The 3,299-nt window shown below is 58.0% G+C and carries 3 protein-coding genes and 1 pseudogene; 3 read left to right on the forward strand and 1 reads right to left on the reverse strand.

What is annotated here, in order from left to right:
• The 3 genes from rfbB to rfbA all read left to right on the forward strand — a co-directional run.
• Positions 1-1,000, forward strand: a 1,000-nt coding sequence (rfbB, locus tag BRAS3809_RS01380) for a dTDP-glucose 4,6-dehydratase (RefSeq protein ID WP_035654899.1), incomplete at its 5' end; no start/stop codon positions are given.
• A 12-nt stretch (positions 1,001-1,012) separates the two neighbouring features.
• Positions 1,013-1,906, forward strand: coding sequence for a dTDP-4-dehydrorhamnose reductase (rfbD, locus tag BRAS3809_RS01385; protein WP_035654902.1), 894 nt, complete (start codon positions 1,013-1,015; stop codon positions 1,904-1,906).
• A gap of 8 nt (positions 1,907-1,914) precedes the next feature.
• Positions 1,915-2,802, forward strand: coding sequence for a glucose-1-phosphate thymidylyltransferase RfbA (gene rfbA / locus BRAS3809_RS01390; protein ID WP_008960312.1), 888 nt, complete (start codon positions 1,915-1,917; stop codon positions 2,800-2,802).
• A 90-nt stretch (positions 2,803-2,892) separates the two neighbouring features.
• On the opposite strand, the pseudogene BRAS3809_RS36425 reads toward rfbA, so the two are convergent.
• Positions 2,893-3,299: pseudogene (locus BRAS3809_RS36425) on the reverse strand (hypothetical protein); the annotation flags it as partial.

The following is a 3,299-nucleotide window of genomic DNA, read 5'->3' on the forward strand; positions in this document are numbered from 1 at the left end:
TTGCCGCCATCTCGTATCCGACCTCGGATACACGATTCTCGTCCTTGACAAGCTTACCTACGCCGGAAACACAGCGTCACTGGCGCCCGTGATGTCGAGCCCGAACTTTTCGTTTGAGCGGGTCGACATCTGCGAAAAGGAACAAGTGCGGCAAGCACTTTCGGCTTTCGCTCCGGACGGCATCATCCACCTCGCCGCGGAAACCCACGTTGATCGCTCCATCGACGGTCCGGATCACTTCATTCAGACCAATCTGATTGGCACTTTCACGTTGCTCGAAGCTGCTCGCGGATATCTCAATGGGGAGGGGCGTGCGAAAACAGACTGCTTTCGCTTCATTCATGTGTCGACAGATGAAGTCTTCGGCTCGCTTGGGGAGACAGGTCTGTTCACGGAGACAACGGCGTACGATCCAAGCTCGCCCTATTCAGCGAGCAAGGCCGGATCAGATCATTTGGCACGTGCTTGGCAGCGAACCTACGGATTGCCAGTCATCGTCTCGAACTGCTCCAATAATTATGGACCGTATCAGTTTCCAGAGAAGCTCATTCCGCTGATGATACTGAACGCCCTGCAAGGAAAGCCGCTCCCCATTTATGGCGATGGCGGTAACATCCGCGACTGGCTGTTTGTCGATGATCACGCTCGCGCGCTGGCTTTACTGCTCGAACGAGGAATGCCCGGCACGACCTATAACATCGGTGGACGGACCGAACGCCGCAACATCGAAGTTGTCGAACAAATCTGTCATTGTCTAAATCGGCTGCGCCCCACCGGCAGTCCGTATGAGCGGCTTATGTCCTTTGTGGCGGATCGGCCCGGCCATGACCGCCGCTATGCACTCGATTGCAGCAAGTTGGAGCGCGAACTCGGCTGGAGGGCTCAGGAGACGTTTGAGACCGGGATTGAGAAGACCGTGCGCTGGTATCTCGATCGTTCGGATTGGTGGAAGCCGTTACGCGCGGTCTATCGTGGCGAGCGCATCGGCGCGTCGAGGTAATTCTTGAAGCCGCTGCGATTATATGTCCTCGGACAGCAGGGCCAAGTCGCCAGAGCTCTGCAGGAGGTTTCTGAGCGCCGGCCTGACGTCGTGGTTGGCTTTGGCGGACGCAATGATTTCGATATTGCGGATGTCGATGCCGTCCTCGCTGCGTTGCGTGACTTTAGGCCCGATTTCGTGATCAATCCCGCAGCCTATACCGCGGTTGATCGCGCGGAGGAGGAATCGGCTGTCGCATATCATGTCAACCGCGATGGCGCGAAAGCGGTCGCAGAAGCAAGTGCGTGCATGGAAATCCCGACTATCCATCTGTCGACAGACTATGTCTTCGACGGCACAAAGTCGACGCCCTACGCGGAGGATGACGCGACTGCTCCGATGAGCGTCTATGGCGCTTCGAAGCTGGCGGGCGAGCACGCGGTGGCCGCAGCGAACCATCGGCATGTCATCCTCCGGACCGCCTGGGTGTATTCGCCGTTCGGACATAATTTCGTCCGTACGATGCTTCGGCTCGCGGAAACGCGCGATACGTTGCGTGTGGTATGCGATCAGGTCGGATCTCCAACTTACGCTCTTGATTTGGCGCAGGCGATCCTGGCAATTGCGGGCCGGATTGACCGGTCTGGATGGTCGACGGAATTTGGTGGTGTCACGCACATCGCCGGTCCCGATGTCGTCACCTGGTACGACTTCGCGTGCCAAATTATGCGCCTTGCGGCGGCACGCTGTGCGCGGTCGGCAAATGTTGAGCCGATCACGACGAGTGATTACCCGACCCCTGCCCGACGTCCTCGCAACTCTCGCCTCTCCTGCAACCGTCTGACGACGGTCTTCGGCATTTCCATGCCACCGCTGGAGCAATCGCTTTCGGAGTGCGTCTCGCGCCTGATCGTCAACGAAGTCTAACGAGGGATATGAAGGTGAAGGGGATCATTCTGGCGGGAGGAAGCGGAACACGCCTGTACCCGATGACGCTTGCCATCTCCAAGCAATTGTTGCCCGTCTATGACAAGCCGATGATCTATTATCCGCTAACCACCCTGATGCTGGCTGGCATTCGCGAGATCCTGATCATATCGACGCCTGAGGATCTGCCGCGGTTCGAAGCGCTGCTCGGTAGCGGCGAGCCGCTGGGTCTGCAGCTCTCATACGCCGTCCAGCAGCGCCCGGCGGGATTGGCTGAAGCCTATATCATCGGCGCTGACTTCGTGGATGGGGCCTCATCGGCGCTTATTCTCGGCGATAACATCTTCTACGGTCATGGGCTTCCGGAGATGCTCTCCCGCGCCGCCGAGCGCACAGAGGGCGCCACGGTTTTTGCGTACCGCGTCGCAGACCCACAGCGTTATGGGGTGATCGGTTTCGATGAGACCGGTCGGGCGAGCTCGATCGAAGAAAAGCCGGCTATTCCAAAATCGAACTTCGCCGTCACGGGACTCTACTTCTACGATCGCGACGCAGTCAGCATTGCGCAGGGGCTCCAGCCCTCGGCGCGAGGCGAGCTGGAGATCACGGATCTCAATCGAGTCTATCTCGAGCGTGGCTTGCTTCAAGTCGAACAGATGGGGCGAGGCTTCGCATGGCTCGATACCGGGACGCCGGACAGTCTGCTGGCAGCTTCAGATTTCGTTGCTTCGCTCGAACGCCGCCAGGGATTGCGCATTGCCTGTCCCGAGGAAATTGCGTTCAATCGAGGTTTCATTGACCGCGACCAGCTTGAGCGGCTCGGTGCGCGGCTTGGAAAGTGCGACTACGGCCAATACCTGCTCTCGATCGCAAGCGCCGATCAGCACGGCGTCTGAGCAACAGAAAGCTGTATCTCAGACAAGCACTGAGGTTTTGTTGTTGATTTGCCCGAAATGTTGCGGCCTGTCATGCTCACAATGATGCCATCATGCTGAATTGCGGTGCGCCGCCGGTCGCCACCAGCCCGTTATCAGATTCTCACGGTTCTCCGCTTGAGCTAACAAGTCCGGACGATATTTGTTAGGGATTGCTGCTTCCACCTTGCTCAATGAACGGGACGCATCTCGGGCGTCATCAACGTCCAGGAAGCGATGCGCTGGAATGACACGTGCATTCGGCATCATGTGCTGAAAGCCCAGATTTGCTAGTCCACCAAGCTGCAGCAGTTCGGTTGGAGAAAGGTCGATTCTGATCTGACCTTCATTGGGAGCCTTTCGACGGACACCCGCGCCATGTCCCATGCGCCAGCATTCCTCGGCAAGCGCGGCGCCCAGATCCCAAAGTAGCGAAGGAACGGGATCCGATCGTGTGTCTCTGAGATCGGAAATACTGT

The organism is Bradyrhizobium sp. STM 3809 (genome assembly GCF_000239795.1).
Taxonomy (GTDB): Bacteria; Pseudomonadota; Alphaproteobacteria; order Rhizobiales; family Xanthobacteraceae; genus Bradyrhizobium.

Bases quoted from the DNA above. Each gene is read 5' to 3' on its own strand.
- rfbA (WP_008960312.1), top strand. From the start codon at position 1,915: ATGAAGGTGAAGGGGATCATTCTGGCGGGAGGAAGCGGAACACGCCTG.